29 protein-coding genes are annotated in these 25,831 nt (G+C 58.7%); 1 reads left to right on the plus strand and 28 read right to left on the minus strand.

Annotated elements, in window-relative coordinates:
- Positions 1-82: 82 nt before the first annotated feature.
- From AB4O01_RS06800 to AB4O01_RS06825, 6 genes are all read right to left on the minus strand, one after another.
- Entirely contained in the window at positions 83-589 is a 507-nt protein-coding gene (locus AB4O01_RS06800) for a lysis system i-spanin subunit Rz (RefSeq protein ID WP_460091080.1), read from the minus strand.
- Complete coding sequence (locus tag AB4O01_RS06805) at positions 589-1,011, minus strand: cell wall hydrolase (protein ID WP_460091082.1); 423 nt, start codon at positions 1,009-1,011, stop codon at positions 589-591. The genes AB4O01_RS06800 and AB4O01_RS06805 overlap by 1 nt, the downstream gene beginning before the upstream one ends.
- 72 nt (positions 1,012-1,083) lie before the next feature.
- Entirely contained in the window at positions 1,084-1,503 is a 420-nt protein-coding gene (locus tag AB4O01_RS06810; RefSeq protein ID WP_460091083.1) for a tail fiber assembly protein, read from the minus strand.
- A complete protein-coding gene (locus AB4O01_RS06815) occupies positions 1,503-2,699 on the minus strand; it encodes a phage tail protein (RefSeq protein ID WP_460091084.1) in 1,197 nt (398 codons plus the stop codon). Before AB4O01_RS06815 ends, AB4O01_RS06810 begins: the two co-directional genes overlap by 1 nt.
- 26 nt (positions 2,700-2,725) lie before the next feature.
- Positions 2,726-3,388: a hypothetical protein gene (locus tag AB4O01_RS06820; protein WP_446927628.1), complete on the minus strand. Its 663-nt coding sequence runs from the start codon at positions 3,386-3,388 to the stop codon at positions 2,726-2,728.
- Positions 3,389-3,744: 356 nt separating this feature from the next.
- Complete coding sequence (locus AB4O01_RS06825) at positions 3,745-7,308, minus strand: TipJ family phage tail tip protein (protein WP_460091086.1); 3,564 nt, start codon at positions 7,306-7,308, stop codon at positions 3,745-3,747.
- Between the two features lie 97 nt (positions 7,309-7,405).
- Here AB4O01_RS06825 and rhuM point away from each other — a divergent pair, with 97 nt between their 5' ends.
- Positions 7,406-8,428 (plus strand): RhuM family protein, encoded by a 1,023-nt coding sequence (rhuM, locus tag AB4O01_RS06830; protein WP_460091087.1) that lies wholly within the window; start codon positions 7,406-7,408, stop codon positions 8,426-8,428.
- Between the two features lie 87 nt (positions 8,429-8,515).
- On the opposite strand, the gene AB4O01_RS06835 is transcribed toward rhuM, so the two are convergent.
- The 22 genes from AB4O01_RS06835 to AB4O01_RS06940 form a co-directional block, all read right to left on the minus strand.
- A complete protein-coding gene (locus tag AB4O01_RS06835; RefSeq protein WP_460091088.1) occupies positions 8,516-9,124 on the minus strand; it encodes a tail assembly protein in 609 nt (202 codons plus the stop codon).
- A gap of 42 nt (positions 9,125-9,166) precedes the next feature.
- The gene (locus tag AB4O01_RS06840) at positions 9,167-9,589 is read right to left on the minus strand and encodes a hypothetical protein (protein ID WP_460091089.1); all 423 of its coding nucleotides are present in this window, start codon (positions 9,587-9,589) and stop codon (positions 9,167-9,169) included.
- A gap of 64 nt (positions 9,590-9,653) precedes the next feature.
- On the minus strand, positions 9,654-9,998 hold the full coding sequence (locus AB4O01_RS06845; protein ID WP_460092230.1) for a superinfection immunity protein: 345 nt from the start codon (positions 9,996-9,998) through the stop codon (positions 9,654-9,656).
- Positions 9,999-10,093: 95 nt separating this feature from the next.
- A complete protein-coding gene (locus AB4O01_RS06850; RefSeq protein WP_460091090.1) occupies positions 10,094-10,858 on the minus strand; it encodes a C40 family peptidase in 765 nt (254 codons plus the stop codon).
- 2 nt (positions 10,859-10,860) lie between these two features.
- Positions 10,861-11,610: a phage minor tail protein L gene (locus AB4O01_RS06855; RefSeq protein WP_460091091.1), complete on the minus strand. Its 750-nt coding sequence runs from the start codon at positions 11,608-11,610 to the stop codon at positions 10,861-10,863.
- A gap of 9 nt (positions 11,611-11,619) precedes the next feature.
- Positions 11,620-11,958, minus strand: coding sequence for a phage tail protein (locus AB4O01_RS06860; protein WP_460091092.1), 339 nt, complete (start codon positions 11,956-11,958; stop codon positions 11,620-11,622).
- Positions 11,958-15,302 carry a phage tail tape measure protein gene (locus AB4O01_RS06865; protein ID WP_460091093.1) on the minus strand — a complete coding sequence of 1,115 codons (3,345 nt, stop codon included), beginning with the start codon at positions 15,300-15,302 and terminating at the stop codon, positions 11,958-11,960. Before AB4O01_RS06865 ends, AB4O01_RS06860 begins: the two co-directional genes overlap by 1 nt.
- The gene (locus AB4O01_RS06870) at positions 15,299-15,568 is read right to left on the minus strand and encodes a DUF1799 domain-containing protein (RefSeq protein ID WP_460091094.1); all 270 of its coding nucleotides are present in this window, start codon (positions 15,566-15,568) and stop codon (positions 15,299-15,301) included. Before AB4O01_RS06870 ends, AB4O01_RS06865 begins: the two co-directional genes overlap by 4 nt.
- Before the next feature lie 47 nt (positions 15,569-15,615).
- Positions 15,616-15,996 (minus strand): phage tail assembly chaperone, encoded by a 381-nt coding sequence (locus AB4O01_RS06875; protein ID WP_455806664.1) that lies wholly within the window; start codon positions 15,994-15,996, stop codon positions 15,616-15,618.
- Positions 15,997-15,999: 3 nt separating this feature from the next.
- On the minus strand, positions 16,000-16,656 hold the full coding sequence (locus tag AB4O01_RS06880) for a phage tail protein (protein WP_460091095.1): 657 nt from the start codon (positions 16,654-16,656) through the stop codon (positions 16,000-16,002).
- 71 nt (positions 16,657-16,727) lie between these two features.
- Positions 16,728-17,147 (minus strand): phage tail terminator-like protein, encoded by a 420-nt coding sequence (locus AB4O01_RS06885; RefSeq protein WP_460091096.1) that lies wholly within the window; start codon positions 17,145-17,147, stop codon positions 16,728-16,730.
- Complete coding sequence (locus AB4O01_RS06890) at positions 17,144-17,800, minus strand: hypothetical protein (RefSeq protein ID WP_460091097.1); 657 nt, start codon at positions 17,798-17,800, stop codon at positions 17,144-17,146. The genes AB4O01_RS06885 and AB4O01_RS06890 overlap by 4 nt, the downstream gene beginning before the upstream one ends.
- 1 nt (position 17,801) lies before the next feature.
- Positions 17,802-18,191: a hypothetical protein gene (locus tag AB4O01_RS06895; protein WP_460091099.1), complete on the minus strand. Its 390-nt coding sequence runs from the start codon at positions 18,189-18,191 to the stop codon at positions 17,802-17,804.
- Between the two features lie 2 nt (positions 18,192-18,193).
- Positions 18,194-18,571, minus strand: a complete 378-nt coding sequence (locus AB4O01_RS06900) for a hypothetical protein (protein ID WP_460091100.1) — start codon at positions 18,569-18,571, stop codon at positions 18,194-18,196.
- Between the two features lie 10 nt (positions 18,572-18,581).
- The gene (locus tag AB4O01_RS06905) at positions 18,582-18,887 is read right to left on the minus strand and encodes a HeH/LEM domain-containing protein (protein ID WP_122597466.1); all 306 of its coding nucleotides are present in this window, start codon (positions 18,885-18,887) and stop codon (positions 18,582-18,584) included.
- Between the two features lie 55 nt (positions 18,888-18,942).
- The gene (locus AB4O01_RS06910; protein ID WP_460091101.1) at positions 18,943-19,920 is read right to left on the minus strand and encodes a major capsid protein; all 978 of its coding nucleotides are present in this window, start codon (positions 19,918-19,920) and stop codon (positions 18,943-18,945) included.
- 3 nt (positions 19,921-19,923) lie between these two features.
- Positions 19,924-20,661: a hypothetical protein gene (locus AB4O01_RS06915; protein WP_134326528.1), complete on the minus strand. Its 738-nt coding sequence runs from the start codon at positions 20,659-20,661 to the stop codon at positions 19,924-19,926.
- Between the two features lie 89 nt (positions 20,662-20,750).
- On the minus strand, positions 20,751-21,347 hold the full coding sequence (locus AB4O01_RS06920; RefSeq protein WP_186565544.1) for a hypothetical protein: 597 nt from the start codon (positions 21,345-21,347) through the stop codon (positions 20,751-20,753).
- A 3-nt stretch (positions 21,348-21,350) separates the two neighbouring features.
- Positions 21,351-21,842, minus strand: coding sequence for a DnaT-like ssDNA-binding protein (locus tag AB4O01_RS06925; RefSeq protein WP_460091102.1), 492 nt, complete (start codon positions 21,840-21,842; stop codon positions 21,351-21,353).
- An 8-nt stretch (positions 21,843-21,850) separates the two neighbouring features.
- Positions 21,851-22,963, minus strand: coding sequence for a minor capsid protein (locus tag AB4O01_RS06930; RefSeq protein WP_460091103.1), 1,113 nt, complete (start codon positions 22,961-22,963; stop codon positions 21,851-21,853).
- Complete coding sequence (locus AB4O01_RS06935; RefSeq protein WP_460091104.1) at positions 22,881-24,341, minus strand: DUF4055 domain-containing protein; 1,461 nt, start codon at positions 24,339-24,341, stop codon at positions 22,881-22,883. The genes AB4O01_RS06930 and AB4O01_RS06935 overlap by 83 nt, the downstream gene beginning before the upstream one ends.
- A complete protein-coding gene (locus AB4O01_RS06940; protein ID WP_460091105.1) occupies positions 24,341-25,831 on the minus strand; it encodes a terminase in 1,491 nt (496 codons plus the stop codon). The genes AB4O01_RS06935 and AB4O01_RS06940 overlap by 1 nt, the downstream gene beginning before the upstream one ends.

Genomic DNA, 25,831 nt, shown 5'->3' on the forward strand with positions numbered 1-25,831 from the left:
CTTGTCCATGTTCACCATTCATCCCGTCCGAGTCTAAATGATGGTTCACGGCTTGCGACCTCGCAAGAATGGCGCGGCGCCATCACTGCCGCAGATTATTCACGTATGCCTGGCATGCCTGAAGCGCAATCAATCCCCGGTCGCCCTCGTCGGTGATGGCGATAATTCGTTGAGCATGCGCCGGGTCAAGTCGGGCGCGTACGGCTGCATGATCCACGCCGCCGGCGCCGGAGGTGGCTGGCACGTCGCAGCCTTTGGCAGCGTCGGCTGCGTCGACGAGGACTGACAGCCGCACATCAGCAGTGGCAAGGCGATCGCGCAGGCGATCCTGGTCACGTTGGGCATCGCTCAATTTCCTGTAATGGGTTTGCTCACTGGTCGCCAGCCGCTGTTCGAGGGCCATGCGCTTGTCCTGCTCAGCCTGCTGCGCGGTGGCCGCTGCCTGGGTCAGTTGATTGAGGGTTTCGGCGTGCAGTCGCGCCTGTTCGGCCAACTGCTTTCCGTAGCGCCAGTCCTGAAACTGCCACGCGCCGGCGCCGCCGATCAGCACCAGGGCCATCGCGCCAACCGCTTTCCACGGAACGACCATCACGGGACATCCTTGAAGAAGACGTGCCCGCCCAACTTGAGCGTCTGCTTTGCCTTCGCCGCCCAGGCCGGGGCCTTGATGCTGGTGGCGTAATAGTGCGTGGCGCCGCCGGTGGGATCCGGGACCTTGCCATCGGTCACCTGGTCAGCAGCGATCCGACATTGCGCCAGCTCGCGGAACGGTATCTGCTTCACGCCGATCAGGAACTGATAGTTTGGGTCGGTCTTGTTCCAGCAGCTGAACTGGTATGGCTTCTGGCACACACCGGCGTAGCCCTCGCCCCACCACGAATTGGTCTTGCCATCGAACACACGGTTGCGGATAGTCCAAGCCACGGCGATCTGGCCGGCCGTACCTTCGCCGCGAGCTTCACCCCACAGGGTGCGGGCAAGGATGTCGCGTTCTTTCTCGGTTACAGGCATAACTTTTCTCCAGGCAAAAAAATACCCGCCTGTTGGCGGGATCTTCGGGGTAACTACCTAAAACAGCTTGATCTAAGCGCGGGCGACCGTTGTCTCATCGTTATAGAGCGCCGGCTGTTCTGGCCAAGTCGGCGCCGTCGGCCAGATCGGCTGGCCGGTCACGCGGCCGAGAAACACTCGGTACTTTTTCCACTCGGCCAGCATTGCCACTCGGTGCGGTTTTTCTTCAACCTCCTCCGGCAAAGCGTAATCGCCGTCGATGGCATCGTTGATCGCATCGACTCGACCCTGCAGGGCAGTGACCTGGGCAGTCGCAAGGCGGGTCCGCGCATTGAGATCGGCCGTCGTTTCTCGCAATAAATCCTGGGCGGCGATCGCATCAATCAACGATTGCGGAATCTCCTGAACAAGGCTTTCACCTTCTGCCAGATCTGCATCGGTGAAGTCGTCGCCAACCGCGCGCCAGCCGTAGCTTGTGATTGCGTAAGGCATCATCTATCCATCCCGTAACCGGAAATATCAATTGAAAGCGAACCGCCTGATCCAGAATTGAAGTACCAAAGGTTTCCTGACTCATCCAGCGTCGTGTCACATGACACCTTTCCACCTGGCTCTACCCCGATCATGGTTACGTTGAAGTTGCCGGGAGCAAGGTTGGCTACAGGGGTGCCGTTGTTATTGAGGTTAAGCCGAACAGTCTTTGTCACGTTGATTGGCACAATTGCCGAGGTAACAACAATGGTCTGAGCGGTTGCCGCTCCGTTTGAAAGAACACGGTACGGTGCCGCGATAAGGTTGTCCCGACAATTTAGTATCCCATCACTGCCCATCGCAAAGCCGAGGACGCCGCCATTGGTGTTTGAGCGGAATACACCAATGAATCGCCGTGAGGTATCGCCGGATTTCGTCCGAGCGGTGCCCGTGTATGGGGCTGCTGGAGCGGTCGTGACCAATTCAATCGCTGCTGCTCCAGCGTTTTCGTACAGATAGGCGTAATGCCAAACTGATGAAGGCAGCGCCAACGAGCTCAGAGTGATTTCCGTAGAGACCGTCACTCTCCGGCCAAGACCGGGGATGTATGCCGTACCTGTGGAGAATGTAAGCGACGTTGGCGATGGTCGAGACGGGACCAAGCCAGAAATCAGCGCGGTATCGATCACCGTGTTCAGGCTTGAGGTATCAGCCTTGGCAGCCTGCAACTTGCCGAGAGCTGCCAACACGGTATCGGTCGCGACAACCGGCGTCTTCACCGTCAAATCAAGGCCGGTGAGCGTTGTACTGCGAACACCCGACGCAGTCATGTACTTGTTGGTTGCCCCCTCCGGGAGGCCATCTGTGTTCGTCAAGTTGAGAGACGCGCGCACCCCCTCCTGAGTTGCGGTCTCGCCCAAAACCGCCAAGACGCCACCGAACTGATTGACCAGCGCACGCAAAGCATCAGCTGAGTCTTTGACGTAGCCCTGCATCGGCGCCAGCGCATAGGCCCCGGACGCGGCGGTGACGCCTTGATAGTTTGGGGAGATCGACAGCGCGGTATCGCTGGCGATGTTGGTCACCTCGTACCAACCACCATCAGGGCCACGAAAGGCATCGCCGACCCGGCTATTGGCAATGAATGCAGTGCCGGTACCGATTACTGCGTTGGAATTTTGGACGACAGAAACCGTCCCGGACTTGTACCAGGGCATCGAGTATCTCCAAATAAGTAAGAGGATCAGGCCAGCAATTTGGCGCAGAGAAACGGGCGGTGGCCCTGATTGGTCCATGCAGTGAAAGCGAGGCTGTACATCATGATTCGGCCGTTGGCGTAATCGACGCCGATCGCGCAACTACCGCCGGTACCATCGTTATGACAGGCCATGGTGAAAGGGTTTATAGATACGTACTCCCCTGCTCCAAGCGCTTTGTTGATGCCCCAGATATATCGGCGACCAACGCTCAGTTGCTCCGTACCTATATACGTCCAGTCTCCCGCCGCGAATGTCACGATGACCGCCGGCGCACCGCTGTCATAGCAAAGCGAACCGTTTTGATCCCATAAGCGAAGACCGTACGAGGCGGTGCCCATCGACGCCCATGCCGCAACGAAATACTGACCGCTCAACGACTCATTGACCTTTGAGGCGTTCATCGAAAACCCCGTCCAGTTGCCAGGCCCTCCGGTGAACCAGACCGAATACGGAACCTGAATTACTCCCGTTTGATCAGGTCGAATGAAAACAAGCGGCGGATCTTGGCTCATTACTGCGCGAGAAAATGTTGCCGTGGCATTGGCCGTCCCTGAGTACGATCCCCGCGTCAGCATACAAAGCCGTGGAGCCTCCGAGTCGATTTGCACGAAGGCGTTGTCATTTATGCTCTGAAAACCGTAACTCATGTTGCGTACCTGATTGCGTAACCCTTCGCGACAACCCTTGTTCCGATCGTCGAACCTGTAGCCGATGGATTTCTGAACCTAACGACAACCTGCCCCACTGATACCGTCACGTACGGATAAGATTTGCTGTTCCCTGATCCGTCGGTTTCTGACGGTTGAACGTCCTGCGCCCTCGTCGGGATGATCATGAACACGCAGTTGGCCGGGTTGAAACCCGGAATGTTCAGCGTGTAGCTAGGAACGGACCCACTGAAATCGATGACACCCTGCCAGATCACTTGATAGGTGAAGCTGTTGGTGTCCATAGCGAGCTGACCGCTCTCGTTAAAGACACGCAGTCCAAATAGCGCCATTGATTACCCCAGATAGCCGAGACGAACGCGCAACACATTGTTGGCGTCGTAGACCGAGACGTTCAGTGAGTTGATCACCAGACGCCCCTGTCCTGGAACGATGCCGTTGATTTCGAGCGTGCCGTCTTTGTTCAGGATCCAGCCTTGCTGGCCGGCGATGTAGTTGGTGGAGCTGATGTAGCTACCGATTTTTGCGTTGGTGATCGTCCCGTCTTGGATAAACGCCGAGTTCATGAACACCTGCCCGCCTTGCACGGCAAACGGAACCGAGATGGCCCCGCCGGCGATGGTGTTAACGATGGCGAACCGGTCGGCACTGACCAGGAACTGGCCCTGCAGCCCGGCCCCGGTGTTCTCGATGCCCAGACCAATGCCTGCCGCAACGTACTGCCCATTCGCTGTGACTTGCATCTTCACCGACCACATCGTCGAGAGCTTTCCGCTGGTATCTGCGTACGCCGTTGAGGTTTCCTGAATGGCAGCAGTATTCTCGCCGACCTTGACGTTTACCTGGGTGATCGCCTGTGCTGTGGCTTCCTTATCGGTTGCAACCGTCTGGCGAAGCTCTGTCACATTTGCTTCGTTCTCGTCGACCTTGGAATCAAGGGTAGTGAGCTTTTGTGCGCTGGCCAGGTTCTCCGATGCCCTCACCCGTTCTTCGGTTGCAATGGATGCAGTACTGCTCCACCCCTTCAACGCATCCGCCAGCTCACCCTCGCCATCATCATCACGGAAAGACGCCCGCAACGCCTGAAATGCCGTTGCTTGCGCGGTGACCACACCGTCGAGTTCGGTAATCTCGGCAGTGTTGGTAGCCACCTGCTGGGCAAGTCCGTTCGCAGTCTCAACGGTCTGCCCAACGTCGAGCCAGTAGAGCGAGTTCGGCGGCGGAGTTTCTACTGGTACCGGGCCAGTAGCCTGATAGATCCGCTTGCCTTGCACCACCAGGTCGTACTCTTCGTAGGTGGCTTCCGGGTCGTAGCCTTTCAGGCCGTCAAGTGCATCGATCTGCGCCTGCAAGCCTGGGATCTTCTCGATTTCTGCCAGTAGATCCTCGCCGAGTTCCGTCTCGGTGATTTGTCCGGCGATCATTTCCAGAATGGCAGCGGCGTCAGAACTCGATTGCCCCTGTACGCCAAGGCCGATCGGATACCAAGGCCCGATGTTGCCGATCTTGTCGACGATGCGCCCCCAGAAATAGAAGGTCACACCGGCGCGCAGGCCGAGCATGGAGAAATCACTCTGCGGATAGGCCAGGTCTGTCAGCTTGGTCGCGGCATCCAGTTCGGTAGTAGGCCCGTACCAGATCTCCGTGCGCTGGCTGTCCTCTGCGCCAGCAGGGAAGCCCCACTTGAGATAGATGCCGAACAACAGCGGCGTAGCAGTCAGGAACGCCAGAGCCGGCGGCAAGCCCTGCTTCCCGCTGAGGTTGGTCAGTATCGAGTTGCGCCACGGCGACGTGATGTCGAAGGCGCTCACCGCGCGAACCCGGGCAACGTAGGCACCGGCATAGATGCCGACCACGTCCACGTTGGTCATACCGGTGCGCTGCAGCTTGATCCAGTTGCCGCTGTCTTTGCGCCATTCCACGTCATAGCCGACCGCGCCATCCACGGCGGGCCAGCTGATCGTCATGGTGGCCACGGCCAATCCCTGCACGACCGATGAAGTCGACGACAGCGAAACGCTCGCCGGCGCCGGGACGACGGTGATCGGGATCACGCTGATCGGACGTTCTTCTAGGCGTGCGCCGGTGTCGATGAAGGCGAACTTGCTCGGCTCGAACTGCAGCGCGCTGATTTCGTAGTCACCTTCGGTGGTGCGTTTGGTGCGCAGGACGCGGTACAGCGGAATAGCCAGATCATCGGCATCGAGTGCCCACTGCAACTGCACCACTGGTGGCTCGCTGTAGGCAACCGTGACGGTCACGGCGCGGCCGTTGACGCTTTGCACGGTGCGACCTTCGGCACGGCCACCCGGCAGGTTGATGATCAACCGATCACCGGCCTTGGCCTGGGTATCGCGATCGAGCGTGACCACCCGCCCCGCCACCGCCGAGATCCGGCCGCCGACTTCGCGGCCCGCCAGCAAAGAGTCCGCCACCGGGATGATGTGACCCGGCAGCGGAATCACACCTTCCATGCCGGTCTTGAACGACACGGTGCGGTCTTGGTTGTTGCTGAGGATCGCCCACTTGCCACGGCGCTGGGCCTCGGATGCTCGGGTGCAGCCAATCGCGCTCAGTTCGGTCGGCCGGTCGCCATAGCGGCGCTGGAGATCCAGGTCAGCGAACGGAATGACGTCGGTATCGTAGTTGTTCGCCGGGTTGTCGTAGCTCACCAGTGCCCGGGTGTAACGGGTCTTCGCCGAGGCGCTGCCATAGGAGAACTTGCCGTCGATCACGTTGGCCCGGGTGAAGACGTAGTCGAAGTCCTGCGCGCGCGGCATGTCCGCCTGCATCACAAGCTGACCTTGCGCCCAGTACGTCATGCCCCGATAGATCGCCGAGATATCGCGCAGTAGCGACCAGGCGTCGGCTTTGCCCTGCAGGTTCATGTCGCATAGAAACCGTGGCTCCTGTCCGCCGAGGCCGTTCGGCACCAGCTGATCGCAATATTGGGCGATGCGGTACAGCTCCCACTTGTCGACCATGAACGGCTTGATGCGCTTGCCCAAGCCGAAGCGGTCTTCAGTGCAGATGCCGTAGGTGATCCACGCCGGGTTATTGGTCCAGGCCGACTTCATCGAACCGTCCCACGTCCCGGTGTAGGTGCGCAGAATCGGGTCGTAGTTGCTCGGCACCATCCAGCGCCGCGCCTTGCACTTCACGGTCACCGCCGGGATGTTGGTGAACTGCTCGGCGTCGAACTCGATGTAAAGCAGCGCGGTGTTCGGATAGCGCAGCTTGGCGTCAATCACTTCGGTGTAACCGGCCACCAGCATGGTGTCGGCGATCTTGTTGGTGTTCTGGTTCGGCGTCAGGCGGCGCACGCGGATCTGCCAGCCGGTGGTGGCGTCCGGTAGATCGATGCGACGCGAGCGCTCGTAGCGCGTGGTGGTTTTGCCGTCGACCGCATCCACCAGCACCTGCTGATAGGCGCCGCCATCGGTGGCCACGTCGATTGCGTATTCGATGCGGTAGCCGCCGACGTTGCCTTGGTCATCGGACCGTTGCAGCGCTGGCCAAGCCAAACGCATGCGCACGGCTGAAAGCTGGGTGTTGGTGATCGAGCGCACCCATGGCGAATCGCTGCGCAACTCGATGTTCAGTGACGTCTCGTTCTCGACGGATGGAATGCCCGGGATGTAAGTCTGATCCACCGGGCCCGGGCGCCAGTCCCACTTCACGTTCGGGAAGTTGTAGTTGCCGCTGGCATCGCGAATCGGCGTGTTGTCCAGGTAGATGTCGTAATCGGTCGGGACGCTATCGAACTCCCCCTCGCCCACGGCGATCAGCAGCTTGGCTAAGTTGGTCGAGCGCAGGCTGTCGCTGGCTTCGGTCGGCGACTTGGGCTTGCTGCTGCCGCCCTTCTCGCCACTGATATCGATCTGTGCTGCTGCGCCCATGCGTTCCTCCAGGCATAAAAAAGCCCGCACTGAGCGGGCAAGAGGTAATAGTTTGCTGGCACACTGGCAGGTAATCCCATCAATTCAGGAGCACACGATGTCAAGAGAAGTTGACGCAAGCGAGCCAGGTAACTCGGTAATGTTTACTGACGATGCGCTTCACGTGGCGCTCAGGTTTGCTCAGGATGATCAGTCGATTTGGGCGACCGCCCAGAACGTTGCGGATCTATTTGGCACTACCGCTGACAACGTCGGGATACACGCCAAAAATATTTTTTCTGATGGCGAACTTGTCGAATCGGCAACTACCGAGGATTTCTCGGTAGTTCGATTGGAAGGCGCACGGCACGTACAGAGGACAATAAAGCACTACAACCTTGATGCGATCATCTCCATTGGATATCGCGTCAACGCCAAACAAGCAGTGAAATTTCGCCAATGGGCAACCCAAACGCTTAGAACCTATATCGAGCAAGGCTACGTAATCAACGAGAAGGCTCTGCGTGAGTCTCCCGAAAAGCTAAACAAGTTAGCGGCCGCCGTCCGCGCTCTTCGGAACGAGGAGAAGCAGATCTATGCCAAGGTTCGTGAGTGCTTCAAAATATGCTCATCCGACTACGACGCAAACTCAAAGCAAGTCAGAAATTTTTACGCATTACTGCAAGATAAGTTTCACCACGCCATCACTGGAATGACCAGCTCCAAATTGATACTGGACCGAGCCAGCCATATAGCCGACAACATGGGCATGCAATCAGTCAGGGGCGACGTTCCAACTTTGGAAGAGGCAAAGACAGGGAAAAATTATCTGAGCAATGAAGAGCTGTACCGCCTTCATTTGTTATCTGAACAATTTATGCTCTTCGCTGAGAGTTCAGCTCTAGCCAAAAAAGAAATGACGATGGAATCCCTGCACAAAAAACTGGATGCCCTGTTGGTTTTTAACGAGTATCCAGTTTTCAGTGGATGGGAGGACTTTATAAAGGAGCAAGCCGTGAGCCATGCTCGTCAGGAGCTAGGCCTGTACAAAAAGCGCAAGAAAATAGAAGCACTCGGCTACGAGTACGATGAAGACGCCCTCGCAGCAGGCGAATATGACGAGTTCCTGATCGAGGATTGATTTTTTGGCTAGGCAGCAGAAGCTTGTGCGGTGTCGCGCTTAGGCTTTAAAAAGAGACTTATGGGTAATTGCTCTGCTGCTGTCTGCTTACGCCTTATCTTCAGCCAGGATCGAGGCCGAGATGATCATCCCACCCCACCGGCGCTCTCCGATGCAGATCGGTACCGGGTTGCCGCTGGCCGTGGTGTTCTTGGCGCTGCCGAAGGCATAGGACGGGGAGTTTTCGGGCGAGGCACTTTGCTTCAAGCCCGAGGCCTGCGGACTGAGCATTTGGATGACACCTCCGATGGCCATCGACGCGCCGGCCGCATACAAAAACGGCGATGCGGCTGCAAACGGAGTGAATGACAGTACGTAGGCTGCGGCAATCATCACCGTGCCGATGATGGTCTGCAGTCCACCGGCGCGCTTGCTCCCGGCAATCACCGGAACGATGCGAATTTCGCGCGTACCGCCGAGATCGAATCCATCCATCCCAATGTTTGCGCGATTCCTGAAGATCGCAAACTTCAGTCCAAGGCGTTCCAGTCGTTTAATTTCCTCAGCGAAACCGTCGATGGTCGCATTGAGCGCACGGAACACCTCCACGGCCGATCCGCCGTCGAGCAGGAATTGCTTGCTTCGAAAAAACTTCTTCGCAAGCGAGCCGGACAGCATGACTTTCGTCATTGGCGTGTAGGTAATTGCTGAGCACATGCCATTCTCCAGGCAATAAAAAACCGCCCGCAGGCGGTCTGATCAGAGGGTCGTGGGCAATATGTCGATCTGCCCGTCGCCCCCAGTAAAAACTCGGTATTTCTTCACTGCGCCGTCTTTGACGATCGCTTCCCGCTCCACTCGGGCTGCACCCATGGAGCAGATGCCAGAGCCGGTGTAAGCGGCGCCAATTGAAACCGAATCAGGCGGCAGATAGAAAGATGCCTTCTGACCCGGGTCGAGCTTGGCAGCTTGTTTGCCATCGATAAAAACGGCCATTGAACAAAGGCTTCCGGTCTGCCCAGAGTCGCGGATCACTTGCAGTGTCCCATATGCCCCTGATGGCTTGGCCTGGTAGGCCGACAGCTGGCTGGCCGGAGCCTGCTTGGCTTCATTGGAAGGCGTCGGCGACGTCGCACACCCCGCCAACAGCGATACCGCCAGCGCCCCTATTAAAACTCGCATGTTTTTTTCCTTGTGTCTTGCTCGCTAAAAGCAAAGAAATAGAACGAGATCTATTCGCTCTATTTTAGCTTTGCAGGAGTTTGGCCTTTTCAGCCTCAAATTCACTCTCAGTGAGCAGGCCCTTCTCCTTCAGGCTACCGATTCTTTCGAGCTTCTGATACTTGTCTTCTTCAGACTGAGGCTGAGGCTGAGGCTGAGGCTGAGCGCGTGTCGTGTCTGCAGATGGTATTGGGGAGACGGACCAAACGAGCGAAACAACCCAGCCAATGATGGTCCAGCCGAGAAAAAGATCCAGCATAAAAATAGGCCATCTATCCGGGTGCTTTCGACTGAAAGCATTGAATGAAGGCAAAAAATATGTGGCGATCGTCAAGAAGATGAAAACTATCGCCATTCCAATGTCCAACATTTCCAATACTCACCTCTCTAAATTGATCGCAGCAATCTATCACTATCCAAAGGCAGCGTTATAGCTAGTTGTAACCCCACCGATGAAGCTTCGCATCATGTGTTTGGTCGCGCGTTTTTGTGCCTGAGAATCAGGCGTGTGCGATCGAGCCATGGACCACCCCAAATGATGATTTCGCTGGGCCTGCCGTACAGGTGGTGCAGCAGGAACGGCCCGGGGCCGAAGGTCGCAGCATCCTCACCCGGTAGCACCGGATCAGAGCCGAGGAATATCCCGGCGTGGTTCGGGTAAACCGTGCGGCCTACTTCCATAACGATCATGTCGCCGCGCTGCGGCTGGTCGACCCGGTAGAAGCCGGCAGCCTCATAGTTCGCCTCGTACATACTGGTGTTGTCCTTGCTCTCCCACCAGCCATCGGCGCGCTTGAAGGCTTCGAACTCCAGGCCCCATTCGCGCTTGTACCAATCGGCGCACACCTGCCAACAATCCCAGGCGCCGTGCACGAAAGGCCGCTTCAGCAAAGCCACCTCGCCGGATGGCATGACGGTACGCAAATCGCCCTCTGGCCAGCTCAGGATGTGCCACGGCATCGCCGTCGCTTCGCACATGGCGAGGTCACGCGGTGACGGCCTGCTGGTGGCATCCGGATGCGAGTGCACCACACCGATCACCTCCCCGACGTCCTCGGCCGCTGCGTATTGCTCGGGGTCGATTCGAAACTCTTCGTTCGGCTCCGTCGAGACATTAATGCAGGGGAAGTACTGCTGCTTGCGACCGATCGCAAGCAGGAGCCCGCAGCACTCTTTCGGGTACTCGGCCGCCGCGTGTTCCTGGATCGCATTCAAGATGTGCTTACGCATGGTCAGCTCCGCGCAATCAAGGAAACGGCGGGGAAGCCACCGAACGGCAGCGGGTTGCCTTCGCCGAAGCGCGGTATGCAGCCCTTGCCGAGCGTGGCATCGCACTCGTCCAATTCCGGGTTATCGGTGACGATGCCGTCCTTGGTCACATATGGTCCGGTGTAGCCGCAGCTCGGCCCACGGTAACCACCAGTGAGGCACCAGTGGCACAGCGTCGTGGCCTGCCGGCCGATCGATTCGTTACCTACGTCGCCCGGGCTGGCCAATTCCCAACTGACATTCTCCCCGTCCTCGTTCGTTTTCTGGTCGATGTACCAGACTTCAATCGTCTCTTGGGTTGGATCTGCCGTCGGATTGCCGGCTGGGAAGTTGGCAGCATCAAGGTAGCTGCCGAGCGTGTGGCGCATCGTCAGCTTGAACTCGAGCAGATCTTCGAAAGCCAGGCAGAGCGCGGTGATGCGCCCGTTGACATTACCCACTGACAGAGTGGGCCGAACCGCAGTGCCGTCGCCGTTCGCCTCAATGCCGTCGATCTGCATTGGCCAGGCGCTGTACTCGTTGCCCTGCCAGTAGATAGCCTTCGCCGGCAGTTGGTCGGCATTGTCGCCGGCAGCAATCAGCTCGGCCGCCGAGTGCGGAATCGCGTGCCCGTGGAAGCGCAGCACGTCCGCGCCGTAGTCCGTGCCGTCCAATTCAAAGAGCAGCACTTCGCTGCCAGGCTCAAGTATCTGGATGTCACTGATCAGCGGCATGGTTGCCCCTTATGGTTTGAATGCCCGCTCGAACGTGGCGGTGAGTTTGAAGACCCCACCGCCCATTGGTGTGGGAGCGGGATTTTTGCAGGTGAACAGGCCGAGTTCGCCGAGCGGCGTGGTCCAGAGAAAAGCCTTTGCCCCGGCGTGCCGGTCGAGGAACGCCATGATCTGCTGCACCTTGGCCTTCTGGCCGGTGCAAGTAATCGGATAGGAGTCCTCTTTGTTGTTCGGGCCGTCGCCGACGTTCTGCGCGTAGCCGTTGCCGAATTTCGAGGTGCGCACCCGATAATTGATATCGGGTGTTTCCCCACGCTCGGTTGGCCAGGTGAATTTCTCGATGGCCATTAGGCCCTCCCATTTGCGCGTCTGAAGCTGGCACCACCCGGCTGCCAAGAATCGGCCACGGCTCTTTCCGCCACGGCGCGCATTTGTGTTTGGAGATTTTTCGACAGGGCCTGCTGGTCAATCTGCATGCCTTCGGAGCCTCGATCCTGGGTCACCACCGTGACCGGAGCGCTGATGCTGATTGCAGTCCCGGAGCCACCGCCGGCGGCGAGAACACCCAGCTTGCCGCTGGAAGTCCGGGTCAACGGCATGATCGCCTCCGGCCCCGCCTCCCCCATGACTCCCGCCCGCCCACCGGCCATGCCGAACGCGGTCGGCGCGCTGACGATGCTGTTGGTGAAGGCACCGCCGTTGGCGAACATCTGCACGCCCGACGACCAGGCACCGCCGAGCGCCTGCGGGAAGTACGTGCTGGAGTAACCTGCCGAGGACGCGCCGAGATTCGAAGACGTTGCACCGGCAGATCCAGCCGCGAGCCCGTTACCGCCGCCTCCGCCAGTGAAGTAACTGGTGGCAGCACCGACGAGGCTGCTCAGCAACGCAGAACTGGCCTGCCGAGTCGCGATCCGCGCCATGTCCGCCAAAATCGATTTGGTGAAGTCAGCAAACGACAGCTTCCCTGTCATGGCGAAGTTGACGACCGCGTCTTCCATCGAACTGAAGGCATTGCCGAACAGGGTCTTTGTCTGTCCGGCAATGTTGCTCGCCGAATCCAAGTAGTTGGCCCAGGCCGACGTTGCGCCCTTGGTCCAGTCCCCTTGAGCTTTCTCGACATCGGCGTAGTTCTGCCGGATCTGATCGGTTGCGGCCTTGTTCGCATCGGCGAGAGCCTGCGATTTTCGGGCGAACTCCTCCTCCGACATATTCCGCGACGGGTCGGACTTCTGATTTGCCAGTTCCAGCGACTGCTGTGCGAACCGATCCTGCTGGCTGTTCAACTCACTGTTGAGCGCGTTCTGGCGATCGCCCTGACCGACGCCGAGAACGGCGCGCTGCCCTGCCAGTTCCAGCGCTCGCTGTTGCTGAGCTAAGGCCTGAACGTAGGCGGTGATTGAACGCTCTTGTCGGGCGAGACGGCCAGTCTCATTTGTGGCCAAGACATCGAGTTGGCTTTCCGCGTCCTTCTGCGCTTTGACCATTCCCGCGCGCGCGTCGGCAATCTTCTGATCGAGCTGGATGCTTTGCGCGGCAGAAGTGGTCTTCTTCGCCTTCGCGGCTTCCAGCGCGGAGATCTCCGCCTCGTAGGCTGCGGTCACCTCGTCGCGCTCGTTGCCGATCTGCGCTTCGCGTTTCAGGGCATAGTCGGCTTGAGAAACGAGTCCAGCCTTCTGCGCTGCGTCCAGTTCCTTTTGGGCGTTTTTGTACTCTTCGCTGATGGCCGCCAGGTTGTTCTTGGCATTGTTGAAGCCGGTCAGGTCGACCTGCGAACCTGCCGTTTTCGAATCTTTGTTTTTATCTTCAAGCCCTTTCTTCAGCGTGTCATAGGCGCCGCCAGAAAACTTGCTGCCGTCGTAAAATACGCCATCAAGCAGGGGCGACTTCTGTCCTGTTTTCTCCGCATTCTCGTACAGGGTTTTGAACTGCTGGTTGAGCTTATCCAGCGCGGCCTTGCGCTTATTTAGCGGATTAACGTCATCAAGCTGCGCATCGAGCGCTTTCTGAACTTCGATAGCCTTCTGATTGGCATCTGTGTTCTCACCGGTGGCGATTGCCAAATCGGTGCTTGCCGACATTCTGGCTTTGAGGCCGGCGAGCTTTTTCTCCAAAGCTTCGGTTGAGTCGTCATGCACGCCAGTGCCCAGGCCCAGTGCCGTGTTCAGAGAGCTGAGACCGTTGGAGATTGCGCCCGCTACTCCGCCACCCTTGCGGGTATCCAGAATGCGCTGAGTGATCTCGATCTGCTTGGCCAAGTCCGGGAATATTTCAGAACGGACCTCGGCGTACGCGCCTTTGATGGCTGATTTGATTTTGTCCCAGTCGCGTTCAACATCTGATAGGGACGCGCGATAGGCTTCCAATCGCTTAAGCGCGGCCTGATTTACATCTTCGCTGAGAACATCAAGCGCACGCTGGCTCTCGCCCTGATCATCAAGTGCTTTGATAACCTGGTACTGCTCAAGAGTCAGCAACCCATACTGACTGCTGATCTTGCCTGCGGCTTCTGTTGCCGTGTCGCCAGCGGTGGCGAAAGACTTTGCGAGTTCGGCGGCGCCCTGGCCGGTTACTTCACTCACGGCCGCTGCGGCTTCAGCCAGATTTCGCATCTGCGTGCCGCTGGTAGCTGCCCCGGATGCAAGCGAAACGACCGCCTCACGCGCGCCGGACAGGTTTCCCGTGACGCGCCCAGCGCCGTCGGCCATGTCCTTCAGACTGGAGATGGTCTGCCCCGCACCATTCGTACCGCCATTGATAGCGGCATTAAACTCGCGCGCCTGCTTCATTGCATCGAAGTAGGCGTACCCCAGACTTCCCACGACGGCGACCAAAAGGCCAGCCGGGATCAGCATCCCTGCGAGGCTTTTCGCGGATTCACCGGCGCCAGCGCCCAGCTGAGCGATCGCGCGCGCGCCGCTTCCCAAATCACCAGCCTGAATGGCGTTGGCGAGTTGCATGACGTTTTCTTGTGCTTGCCGGGTGCCAAGCTTCAGCTTGTCGAACGCGCCAGCGGCTTCAGTCAAACCAGCCCGGTCTTTCCCGATCTTGGCCAAGGCTTCGTTGTAACGCTCAGCATCGATTTGGCCAGCTTTATGTAGATCGTTGAGCGCCTTTTCTTGAGCCTCTAGCTTGGCCAGCTTGGCAGTCACCGGGTCAATCCCGTTAACTGCGCGCTTCAGTGCATCAATTTGGCGATTCTCAGCCTCAATCAGCTTTTGCTTCTGGGCCAGCTCTTTGGCTTCCGCCTTTTCAATCTTGTCGTAGGCCTTCCCCAGTTGATCCTGGTACTTCGCCTGCTCCTCGATGGTGACCAAGCCGCCCTTGCGGGCGCGCTCAAGCAATCCCTCAGCCAGAACCAGCGACTCCATGCTCGAGATATTGCCCGTCATCGCCTTGTCGAGCTGACTGATGACGGAGATTTCCGCTACTGCGCTGTCAGTTGCTTTGCGACTTGCCCCGGCTTGACGATCCCTTGCCGCCGTAGATTTGTCGATGCCTTGCGCAATGTCCGCTTCTGCCTGGGAAACCCTCTTACCGGTGTTGGCCAGGCCTTCGCCTGTTTTGCCTAGGTCATCAATGGCCTTCTGGGCGCCTTCAGCAGAATCGACCAGCTTATCCAGATCATCAGCAGCCTTTGCGGCCTGCGACGACTCGACCGCAATACCCAGGGAAGCGAAATTGGTGCTCATTTGTTTTCTCTCTGTTCCGCCATCACCTGCAGGGCTTCAGCCTCCATTCGCCGGAAGTCGCTGAAAATGGTTTGTCGCTGGCTAATCGGTACGCCACACATCCGAATCACACCGGAGAGAACGCTGTAGTCCATGCCTGTTGCGCCGCACGCGCCTGTGCGCCACTGGGTGCTCATAGCCTCGAAGACCTTGAAGGCGTTCCAGTTGTCAGGCCAGATACCGACTTCCTTGTCGGGGATGTCCTGACGCGACAAACCGAAAGCCATCAGGTCCGCATCCGATGGCCCCGGCTCGTACAAGGCGCGGGAGGCGCTTAGGAGTTTCCCAGGCGAGCCTCACTGAAAGCTTCCGCGTAAGCGTTCAGCACAGCTTTGGGGGCCGAGTTGATCGAGTTAACGAGGATGCGCACGTTTTCAGGTGTGAACTTCTCTTCGATATCCCAGCCGACTACCACCGCCAGGAGCTGCTCAACCTGCAGATCGATTTGAGCAGCCGTGAACGCCTTGAGGTCCATGTCGCCGACCTGCTTGCTCAATTCATCGTGTCGCTCATTCCAGGCGGTATATAGGTCCGCAAGCGCTGTGCGGTCCAGGTACTTGAACTCGAACTCCACCTTTTCGGCGCTATAGCCGGCGCGCTGGATCATCACCGACGCTTTGAAGGTCGGCTTCTGGATCAACTTGAATTTGGCCATGGGTTACACCGTGGCCGCATAGCGAGTTGGGCGACCGGTCAACGCGATGCTGATGACACGGGTCATCAGATTGTTGCGGGACATGGTTGGAGTCGAAGTGATCGACACGTAGCCGTTGTAGATGATGCTGCTGCCGCCAGGAAGGTTGAGTCGGAGCAAGCGCGCCTGCTTGTCGTCGTCTGCAGCTTCGCAGACTTCCACGTAGGGCTTGGAAGGATCATCGGCAACGGTGATGGTCAGCGTGATCGGATTTTTGGTGGTTGGCATCTGGCGATCATCATCGTCGGCCAGGAAGCCAAAGGTCAGAAACTGCTGATCGCCACCGCTGGAGTTCAGCTCGGTGATCTGCGAGATCTCAGTGAAACCAGTCACCTCTCGTACCGAGCCAATGCCCGATCCGGCCGGATACTGCTGGACGTTGGCGGTATTTACGCTTTCCAGCGCGAAGGTCCCGCTCTCGATCTCGCCGACTCGTACGCCCCGCCCTTCGAGACGGGTCCAGCCAGAGCTGACCGCAATAACGTCGCCTTCGGCCAAACCATGCGCTGCTGCGGTGGCGACGGCTGGGTTGGCGTTGGTCAAGGCAGTAAATGGGATCGCCGGGCCGTAAGTGGCAGCAATCTCGAAGGTGGCGCCGTTGGGCATTTGGATGCCGGCCATGGGTGTTTCCTCTTTCAGAAATGACAAAACCCGCACAGAGGCGGGTTTCGGGGTTTGCCCAACGGGCGTATTTAGGTGGCGATGTCAGCTTGATACTCGAACGACACCGGCACGGTATATGTGGGTGGATCAGGAATGCCCGGTCCAGGATCGACTGGCGACATCGTAACTACGGTGAGGCCTGCCTTTGTATCTCGCGCATAAAGCGGGAATAACACGGTCAGCTCCGCCACAAGCGGGTTGGTCTTCGCCTTGCCGGTGCCGGCCGGCGCCACAATGCTGACCTGGTAGACGCCGATGAACGCGCGGTGGTCGCCGGCGAGCGTGCTGCTCGCGGTATCACCCGGCAGCAAGAACGCCCGCAGATAGGTTTCGCCGTCGGCCGGGTCGTATTGGATGTTTTCGAACACAACCTTGATCGGCTCCGACCGGGCCTTGCTCCATGCAATGAGCTTGGCCTCGTAGATCGAGGCAATAATGGCGTGGCTCATACCCGGTTGTTCCTTGTGGCTTCGTCGACGATCTGCTGAAAACGGGCCAGGGTGACGCGCACCATGCCGCCCGGTGCCTGCTTGGAGTGGCCGTACTCTAGAGGCACCGCATATGGCAGGTTATTCACGATGTAGGCCGTCTCGCCCGCGGTGAGCGCCTGGACCTGCAGGCGCAATTTGGCCAAGGTCACGCTGCCTGCGGGATCCACTCGATCAAGCGTGCCCTCGGCCGGCGCGCCAATGGAGAGCTGCCAGTTCCCGCGAAACCGCCCGCCGACGTAATCCTTGCCTGCCACCAGGCCATTCACATTGAAATTCTGGTCGCGCTCGCTCTTCGTCAGAGGCTTGGCATACTTAACGCCCCGCCGGAGCTTGCCGGCCTTCGTGAAGTTCGATTCGTCGAGGTTGATGATCGTGTTGCGCACTGCGACCTTGAAGTCGTAGTCGTCGGCTGCGCGGGTGTTGGTCTGGCGGTGAGCAACGTTCGCGGCCCAGATTTCAGGATTTCCCACCGGCGACATGCGGATAACGCTGCTGCCGATTTCGATCACGATCTCGCGGATGGTTGCGTCGATTCCGGCTTGAGCGCGCTCGGCGAAATCGCGGATATTCTCGGCGAAGCTGCCGTTCATACTCGCGTATTTATTCGCCATGTCATTTCCTCAGTTGCGCCGTCCACGTTGCATCAGCAGGGTCCGCAGACACGTTAATCACCCGCAGTCCGTTGACGATATCGCCAATGGCCGGCGCAGCCGGTACCGCCGTGGACACGCCCGCCTCCGAAACGAATAGTTCGTTTTGCAGCACCAGCAATTTCTTGTCGGTCGTCTGGATCAAGGAGCCGTCGATTTCTTTGACAAGGTAGGCGCCAAATACCCCACGACCGCCGTAGGTGGTGGTGACTTCGGGCGCACCGCCCAGGTCAGGGTCATAATCGCCCACAACCTTGCGCACACCTGTCACTGGCTTCACCGCGTCGGCAAGGCCATCAGGATCATCGAACGCCTCAGCCATTTCAGTCTGGATCTCTTCGCGCATGCCCATGATCAGGTCCTCTTGAGCATCATTACGCCGGAGCGCTTGATCCACGGACCGAGCAGCGCCAGAGCGAAATTCACGCCCGCCGACTGATCAGTAGAGCCCGCCACGTAGGTCTTGCTTACAGACGTTCCGGACTGCGCCGATACCGTCTTGCTCTGCACTTCCTTCTGCGTGGACGTGTACAGCTTGCCCGCCGCCGCATCTTTGGCGACCTGAGCGCCGGCTGTTTTGATCTCGGCTGGAACCGGATATGGAACAGCCCGCTTAATCTTGGTCGTGAGCCAGGCATTGGCCATGGTCACGGCAAGGACCGGATCACCAGTGCCGGCCCAGCCAGGACCGAGCTGGGCGTCAACATCGGCGACGGTGATGAAGTCAGTCATGTGCTTGTCCTTATTCCGCCGGCACCAAGGCCTGCAGGTCTTCTTTCTTGGCGGTCGGATCGAAGGCGATGCCCTTCTCGGTCAGCCATTCTTTCAGTTGGGGAACCTTCATTTTCAGAGGGTCGGTTTCCGGAGCTTCCTGCTCATTGCCGTCGGATACCTTGATACCAGCCGCTTGGTAGGCATCGACGATATCCGGGGCATCGCCATCAACGACCACCTCGGTAGCGGAGCCGATGACACCGAAGAACTCGCTCAGCAGGCGATAGCACACGCCGCGCTCTTTGCCCGGCTTATCCGTGTAGATCACTTTCATAAGTCACCTCAAAAGCATCCCGGCGCCATACGGGCGCCAGGTTGTGTGGGCCGAGTTACGGCGTGGTGGTACCGCTGATCACGGCGGCAAATGGGACCTGCTTGCGGCTGAACACGCGCTGCCAGTTGGCTGCGGCGGCGTATTGGGTCGCGGTCGGACTGGCGTTCTGGGCTTCAGAACCCTTCCAACTGAAACCAGCAGGCTGGAGGATGTAGGTCTTCCGCTCCCACAGTACTTCCGCACCGCCGCCGTTGCCGCCGCCCGGCTTACGCTCCAGCTCGACCGGCACCTTCGGAGCACCTTCGCCGTAGCCGAAAGCACCCTGGCCGAAGAACACGGACAGGTATTTGCCAGCGCCATAGACCAGACCGTCATCCATGAAGACCGGTTTACCCAGATAGGTGGCCAGGATGATCTTGCCGTCGGAGTCACGCAGGTACTCGATCAGGTCTTGCTTGACCATCTGATTCATCACGACCGAGTGCACGCCGATCGCGCCGAACTGATCAGCAGCATCACCGGCGGTAAACGCGGCATCCTGAAAGGCATTGGCGTTGATGGTCGCGCCCGCGTCGATAACCATGTCACCGCCGTTATTGGCGATGTTCGAGGCGATGATGCCGCGAGCGGCGCCCAGGGTGTAGCGCTGCCATTGGCGAGTCCAGTAGGTGCCGAAGCGGTTGCGGATCTGCTGCTGAGGCTCGGTATTGGCCAGTTCAGCAGTCAGATCGGTTACGCCGTAGCCTTTGTTGAGGTACAGGACGCGGGCTCGCATGCTGTCCTGCTCGACCTTGCCGACTTCGCCTTGGTCGTTCGGGTCATCGTTGCTGATGTTCGGGGCTTCATCAGCGTTGAGATCCTGCCAGTAGCTGATCTCGGCGGTGCCTTGGCTGCCGGAAGCGATGGCGTCCAGAACGGGCGAACGAGTTACGATGCCCGACTCGTAGACAGCGGTTTTTTCCGGGCTATTTACCGGCTCCAGCGAGGCATAGTAGTCACCGACGAAAATGTCGGTCAGTTGGGTAGTTGCCATGAATTAGGTTCCTTTGGTGGCCTGGATTTTCTTGAACAGCTCGGGGTTGTCACGGGCGATCGCAGCGCGCTCGGTTTCCGTGTACTCGCCCCATTTTTTCGTGGCCTTGCCACCTTGATCGCCGGTCGGACCGGCACCCTGAGCCCTTGGCCACAGGTGTGTTGCTGTTTCACGCAGCGACTCCGCCCATTCGAGCGGCGACAGCGGGGTTTTCCCGTCCTTCCCGTAAACGACCTCGCCGTCACGGTCGGTGGCAATCGCCTCGCCGTCTTCACTGAGTTTGAAGGTGCCCCTGGCGCGCAGGATGATGTCCTCGGCAGCCTCAGGGAGCGCGCCGGCCTTGATGGCAGCAGCGCGGATGGAATCGGCTAGCACCTTGTCGCTGTACTTGGCAGCGAATTGCTCAGCCTTGTCCGCTCGAGCCTTCTCGGCTGCCAGCTTGGTGTCGTAGTCGGTGCGCAGACGCTCGGTGCGGCGGGTAATGACCTCGTCCAGCTTGCCTTCGGCAATCAGCTTGGTTTCTTCGTCCTGGCCGACTTTGGTCAGCAGCCCTTTCACGGCGGCGATGTCCAAACCTTCGAACTGCGACTTAAAGCCGTCCAGTTCGGTTTTGGTAGTCCGGAGCGAGCCAAGCAGCTCGGTGTTTTTGTTCTTGAGGCCCAAGGTCGCAGCCTCAACCGCTGCGGCAATGGCGGTCTGAACTGCCGGGTCTTCAAGATCAATCTGGTTTTCGTCTGCCACTTGGTGCACCCCTTGGGTTTGGTCGGCCCGCTTTGCAGGCATAAAAAAACCCCGGCATGGCCGAGGTTTGTGTGAATCTGAGACTTTATTCAGTCGCTCAACGTGAGCAGGTTTCGGTGTATCGATCCTGGGAAATCGTGGAGAGTGGTGCTGACAACAAATTTCAAGCCAGCCGTATTACCCCGGCAATGCCTACTGACGTACTCATTTATCTGTCGATCAAAGCCGGGCGGGAGGTGTAGGGAAATACTGTCACCGTAAGTCATCGGGGCCGGCAGAGAATCACTGCCCCACCAAAATTGACTTACATGAAGATAGCTTTTCGCGTGCGGCGACTGCACGGACAGACTTGTGACCCTCACCGGGCGCTTGCCATCCGACGTAATACCAATCGCGATAAACCACCCACCTTCTCCCGTGTCTGCTATGGCCGAACGAACAGATATTCGGAGGCTTTCAACATCTTCCCTACGCTGCTTGTCTGCCAACCACAATGTTGTGAAGACCGCCGCTAGAGCTCCAAGTCCGGATACCCATCCGCCAAGCATGGAGAGGACTGGAACGGTCTCGGCAATGAACTCGTGGTGATTATTTCCCAGGCCAAATGAGAGTCCCAGCAAAAAGGCCAAACCAATTACGGCCGATAAAGCCACGAACCAAAACGTCCAACGTAGCAATTTGAACATCAGCTATTCCTTAGCCACCAAGTGCAAGCCGCGCATTTTAAGGTAATCAGCGAGCTGCGTCCTGCTTGGAGCATATGGCGGCGGTCGCATGCGAATACCCGGTGTATCGCGATTGAGCCGAGTTCGTCGCCCGTTTGGCTCTGTGCAATGCGTCGGCTCTTCGATCCGGAAGCCCTGCTCGTCGGCATACAACTCAACAGCCACCCGTACTTGACCCCATTCAATTTCAAAGGGCACGAAAGTCTCGGACAGCGTCTGGTACTCGATCTTGCAGTCACGCCGAGGCCAAGCCATTGCCTGTTCAGGCTTGGCCTTGTGCCCTTTCCACTGACGACCATTGATGTCGGCCGCAGCGCGCAGCAGCAGTTCGACCTGCTCAGCCTCTGCTTCAGGTATCCGGAACCCGTAGTAGTCTCGGTAAAAGGTCAGCTTCTCCAGCGGCACGAAGCTATTGGCGTCCGGCCTGCCTTTTCCGTCTTCAACGATGATCTGCATCGGCTTTCTCAACCCGGTGGAGCGCCGAGTGTAACGCCTGCTCGGGTGAACATGTCGGGCTCTGCATCCTTCAGTTGTGCAAGCGTCAGCGGCTTAAACGATTTGTCGAGCTGCAGCTTGGCGAACTTCTCCGGCGTCAGCCCTCCATCGCGGAACAACTTGGCCCGCACCGGCCCGAGGGCATGATCCTGGAAGCTCGCCGGCTGAGTTGCCAGCCACTCGTAATAATTCAGGCCGGCGTCGACCTGGGCCCCGCCGTTATCGCCCACCGAAGCGCGCGTGGCGTCCTTGGCGAACATCTCCGAAAGCCTGGTGATCGGAACCGTGGTTGACCGGCAGTTGATGTGCGCCGGCGGCAGCGGACCTTTGCCCAAATCGAAGCGCATGCCATCCAACCCCTTGCACTGCTGTGAGGTCTTGCGATCGAGTGTCGACACCCAGCGGTAGCCCAGCACCACGTCACTATTGGCCTTCAGCGTTTCCATCCGGGCCGTGGTGGCCACATGCTGGATTGCAGTCTGCACCACAGAGGCGGCGTTGCGATTGCTCACCGCCAGAATGCCGTCCGTGAAGTTCTGCGCCGCGGTGCCGCGAATCGCTTGGATGATCTGGGCATTGGACTGGCCTTGGCCGAAGCCGAGCCTGATGGTGTTCGTCACGCGCATCGTCTCCGTGCGCGTCCAGCCGCTGACGAAGCTCTTCAGCAGCTTTCCGCCGTCGATGCCCTTCACCTGCAGCGGATAGGAGAACACCGCCGCTCGGATCACCGTGTTGGTCGGCACAACTGCGTCAATTGAGAGCGCATTGCTCAGGCTTTTGGCCTCAAAGCTCGACTCATACAGCGCGATGTCGACCAGATCGGCCTGCACCAGGTCGCCGTAGGCCTTGTATATCTCCAGCAGCTTGCCGTCCACTCGGGCCAGGAACTGCTCAAGGCGGTCCCGACTGTAGGTGGTCAGCTCCTTGCGGGTCAATTGCTCGCGCACCAGCTTGTCGATCTGGCGCAGGTACCTCTCGAACTTTTTGACCTCGCCAGCCTTAAGCCGCTCCAGCATTACCGAGTGACGGGTCGCCTGCTCCAGCAGTTGGCTGTCCGCCTGCGCCAGGTTTGTCGATGGCATCGTCTTTGTCCAGGTTGATGCCGGCCGACTCGCGCTCATCGCTGATCAGGTCGGCTTCATCTTCATATGGGCGGTCCGGCAACTTGCCGGTGGTGAGGTACTGCCAGTAGGTGTCGGCGCTTATAGTGCCAGCCATCACACCTTTCAGCAGCTCGGCGAGCACTTGGGCGTCGACCACCGGGGTCACGAACTCAGGACTTACCTTGAACTTCACCTGCTTGGGGTCGTAGCCCTTCCACTCAGCTGCGTACCGCAGCCCCTGCTCCACCGCTTCTGCCACCGTGACGACAATGCTGTGTAGCGTGGCATGCTGATCGTTTTGGCGGGTCTTGCGGGCCTCGCCCGACTCCGTGCCGCCCACGTCCATGACCTTGGCGCCGGCTTCAAGCGCGGCGTTTTTCTGGTCATCCATGGCCTTGCGGACTGCTTCAATACCGGCGCCCTGGAACTCCAGGTAACCGCATTCGCCATTCGGGCCAAGATCCCATGCAGCGGATGGCCCGGTAACGCTGAGCTCTACAGAGTCATCGAGGCCGGACACCCAAGGCTGCGGATGGCTGGTTTGGTGCAGTGCAGTGAAGTAGTCAGCGCTCAGCTGGTACGACTTCAAAGCGGCCCGTGCCATGGTCAACAGTGGCACCTCGTCGACGTCTGGCGAGTTGTCGGTAGAGCCGCAATAGATCACCGGCAGGTACGCTAGACCTTTCACCAAGCGGTTGTCAGTGCCGGTGGTGCCCAGCGGCTTCTCATCCTCTACCAACTCGCCACCTTCATTCCGTACGGACGTATAGCAGACACGGTCATTCATAAAGAACTCACGGAAAACCGTGTCGCAGTCGTGGCTGTAGCGATCGCCGCCCTTCTTACGAAACTCGCGGAACACCGAAAGGACTAGATCCTGCCGGCCGCCCTGATCAGCGGTGTCCCAGTTGATCGCGTTACGCGTGGCATAGGTCGAAAAATACGGCTCGCCGCGATCATCGATGTTCACCACCAGTGGCACCCGACCGTGCGAGATAGCTTGGCGCACCATTCGGAAGAACAGCTGCTTCAGACCGAAGCCGTCCGCTGTGGCGTTGTCCTCCAGCCCCTTCAGGCCGGCGGGCAGTTCGATCTCCGGAATCAGTCGCGAGACTAGGCCCATCATCGAACGCAGCGAGTCACGCACCCAGTGTTCGTACTGAGCCCGGTTCGTGTAGTTCTCGTAGAGATATTTGTTGCCGGTACCGTCGAGCTTCTCAGCTTCAACCATGCCGCTAGGCTTGGGCAGGTTGCGCTCGTTGCGCTTCACTGCACACTCACCCTCGAGCGCGTCATCCATCATCTCCCACTCGGCGATGTGCGCGTCGTAGTCGGGGTTTGTCGATTGCACTGGCATCAGGCCAAGCCTCCAATTCGGCGTGTTCCGCCTGTGCGTTTGCGTCGGCCCATCGAGACAGCGAAGTAGCGGAAGGCGTCCGCGCCGTGCGATGACCAGTCGTGAAGTGGTTTGTCTTTCCAGCAGCCCCGCTTGTCGTCCCACTCCTTTCGGTAGTTCTCCAGGCAGGAAATACCCAGTTCGCATCTGGACTCATCGAAGGCACAGGCCGAAAGTATCTCCCGAACCTGTTCAATGCCTTCGTCGATACCGAGCTTCGGAACAACGCTGAACTTGAGGCTGTATTTTTGCCCGTCGATCTCGTAACCCTCACGGGCCAGTTCGCGGCGGGTCTTGCCGTCGCTGCCGAATTCGCGGTTATCGATGTCGTGGGGGCCCCAATGATCGCCGTACGTGTATTTGCGATCCTTGAGCACCTTCATGTAATGCCGAAGGCCTTCGCCGCTGTTCTCGTAAAAGTCGATGACGTGATATTCCTCGCCGACGATCCGAACGAACCAGATGGCCGTGGAGTCGCCGACGCCGATATCCCAAATCGTGTGGACCGGCAGATGACTGTTGTCTGGCAGCGTGCCGATCCGTTGAGCGGCATACAGCTTGGTGAACTGCTTGGCGTAGTAAGCGCCCTCGATCGACTGCTGGAAGGCTTCGGCAGGGATCGACGGGTATTCCCGCTTCATGTCGTCGCCGAGGGTCTTCTCCTTGGCGGCGTACCAGGCGCGCTGGCCCGGGTTGGTGTCGACACCGTGCTTGGCAAACAACTCGTTGAAGTAGTCGGTCAGGCGCTGCGGGATGATCGCTTCGGCTGGGTCGAGCCAGTAGGCCTTGTTCTTCCACCAGCTAAAGAAGAAGAACTTCCAGTCCAGCTTGCCCAAGGGCGTGCCGGACAGCAGCTGCTTCTCGGCACTCTGTGAGTAGTCGAAGAAGTAGCCCGCCCGGCCCTCTGCCGTCGATTCAATCGTGACGAAGCAATCGGTGGCGACGGCCTCGAAGGCGCCGGTGACGATCTCTCTGGCCTTGTGGGGAAACTTGGCGCAGATCTTCCCGAACTCGGATACGTGCAGATACCGTAGAGTCCCGCCCCGGAAGGACGTGGACACGTAGAGCGATCCGCCTTTACTGAACACAAGCTCACCAGCAGCATCGTTAGAAGCAGGATTGGCGGCGCGTATCTCTTTAGGCAGGTTGTCGTAGGCATATTTGACCTTCTCCCGGAACAGGCGCTTGGCGTCGTTCAGGGTGTGGGCGATCAGTGCGCACTTGGCCGACTCAAACAGCGCCGCGTCCAGCTGGATGATGCAGCACTCAGTGGTGAAGCCGAGCTGCCGAGCCTTCAGGATGATGTTACGGGTATGCATCCCATCGAAGTATTCAATCTGCTCGTCCGTCATCCGGAAGCGGACTTTCTTGCCCTGCTTATCAGTGATGAAGTAGAGATTGTTCAACCGCCAACGCTTATCCCGGAGCAGCTTCATGTGCTCGGGCTTCAT

Source organism: Pseudomonas sp. S2_E02 (genome assembly GCF_054668355.1).